Genomic DNA, 1,947 nt, shown 5'->3' with positions numbered 1-1,947 from the left:
TAAATAGGCAATGCGTTTTCCCCGCCATCACCACCCAGCGTGCCCCACGGGGCCGTCTATCTGGATATCTCCGTGGAGGGCGATACCCCGGCGGTGCTTGTCGGTGCCAGTACCCCGGCCAGCGAGTCCGTCGAGATCCATGACATGCGCATGGACGACGGCATCATGACGATGCGGCGCGTCGAGCGGATCGAGGTGCCGGCCGGTACCACCCTCAGCCTGCGCCCGGGCGGTGGTTACCACCTGATGTTGCTGCAACTGGTGGCACCCTACAACGAGAGTGACAGCTTCCCCTTGACCCTGGACTTCGCCGAGCGAGCTGACGTCCAGGTGGAGGTAAGCGTCCAGCGGGCAGAGTAGGGCAGTGTGACGCCGAGGCACATCCCGGCGAACAGTAGCGAGACCAACGCCCGTCATGGCCGGGGGATGTCGGACGTTTCGGTGTCCTCGGTGACCAACTGGCCTCGGGGAAAGATGCAGCGGAACCGGGCCCCCTCCCCGGGGCGCGAATGGATCTCCAGTCTAGCCTCGTGGCGCAGCAGTACGTGCTTGACGATGGCCAGACCCAGGCCGGTGCCACCGGTGGCGGTGCTTCGCCCCTTGTCGACCCGATAGAAGCGCTCCGTCAGACGCGGGATATGCACCGGGTCGATGCCCTCGCCGTCATCCTCTACCTCCAGGCAGGCGCCTTGGGGATGGGGTCGCCAGCGCAGGGTGATGTGACTGCCTGCCTGGGTATAGCGAACCGCATTGAAGGCCAGGTTGGAGAGCGCGCTGCGGATTTCCTGCTCGCTGCCGGACAGGGCCCGGTGGTCGAGGATATCCACCCGGATGGTCTGGCGTCCCCCGGATAGCGTTTCGGCGTCCAGGCGAACGCTCTTCAGGAGGCTATCCATGGCCAGCGGGATGTGGTCCTCGCCAGCCTGGTCGATTTCCAGACGTGACAGCAGCAGAAGGTCATCGACCAGGTTTTGCATGCGGGTGGTCTGTTCCTGCATCTGGCCGAGGCCGCGGGACAGCCGAGGCGGCAACTGGTCAGAATGATCCGTGTAGGTTTCCAGGTAACCGGCGAGCACGGTCAAGGGCGTTCGCAGCTCGTGGGAGACGTTGGCCACGAAATCACGGCGCATCTGCTCCAGACGATGCAGGCGGGTGATGTCGCGTGCCATCAGCAAGCGCTCATCGTCCCCGTAGAGAGTGATCTGGAACTGCAGCACCCGCCGCTCGTCGATGGGCGAGGGCAGCGTGAGGGGGGCGCCGTAGTCCCGCGCCTTGAAGTAGCTTATGAAACGCGGATCACGGATCAGGTTGGTGACGTGCTGTCCGCGGTCATTGGCCACCTTGAGTCCCAGCATCTGACCGGCGGCACTGTTCCACCATTCCAGGTTGCCGTGGCGGTCGAGCATCACCACGCTGTCACGCATGGCCTCCGAGGATTCCTGGATCCGTTGCAGGATACTGCGTAACCGGCCCTGGATCAGACTCTGCCCCTTCTGGTAGCGGTAGAGGCGATCGAAAAGCTCCCCCCAGAGGCCGCTGGAGTCGGGAGGGGTGGTCTGGGGTCGCTGCGTCAGCCAGCGGTGCAGGGAACGCAACTGGCGCAGGTGATGGGCGAGACAGAGTCCCAGGCCAACGGCCAGGCCCAGGGCTGGTAACGAGAGGAAGGCCCCGGCCAGCGCGCCGCCACCGGCCAGCAGGACCAGTCGCCAGATTTCGCGTCTCCAGAGATGCACGTCAGTCCTGGGTGGAGAATCGGTAGCCGGTACCGCGCACGGTCTGGATCAGGTGCTGGTGCGCCTCACCCAGGGCCTTGCGCAGGCGGCGAATATGGACATCCACGGTACGCTCCTCGACATAGACATTGCCGCCCCACACCTGGTCGAGCAGCTGTCCGCGAGTATAGGCGCGTTCCGGGTGAGTCATGAAGAACTGCAGCAGCCGGTACTC

The 1,947-nt window shown here is 64.7% G+C and carries 3 protein-coding genes; 1 reads left to right on the top strand and 2 read right to left on the bottom strand.

What is annotated here, in order from left to right; genetic code table 11:
• The first annotated feature begins 3 nt into the window (after positions 1–3).
• Complete coding sequence (locus tag ACESMD_RS12710; protein ID WP_372613717.1) at positions 4–360, top strand: copper chaperone PCu(A)C; 357 nt, start codon at positions 4–6, stop codon at positions 358–360.
• Positions 361–413: 53 nt separating this feature from the next.
• Here ACESMD_RS12710 and phoR read toward each other — a convergent pair whose 3' ends face one another.
• Both phoR and ACESMD_RS12700 read right to left on the bottom strand, forming a co-directional pair.
• Positions 414–1,733, bottom strand: coding sequence for a phosphate regulon sensor histidine kinase PhoR (gene phoR / locus ACESMD_RS12705; RefSeq protein WP_372613715.1), 1,320 nt, complete (start codon positions 1,731–1,733; stop codon positions 414–416).
• A 1-nt stretch (position 1,734) separates the two neighbouring features.
• Positions 1,735–1,947: winged helix-turn-helix domain-containing protein (locus ACESMD_RS12700; protein WP_372613713.1), on the bottom strand; the 213-nt coding region annotated here is incomplete at its 5' end.

Origin of the sequence: Halomonas sp., assembly GCF_041689495.1 — a bacterium.
Taxonomy (GTDB): Bacteria; Pseudomonadota; Gammaproteobacteria; order Pseudomonadales; family Halomonadaceae; genus Halomonas.
The sequence above is the reverse complement of the archived record's forward strand: the minus strand, read 5'-3'. Positions and strand labels throughout refer to the sequence as shown.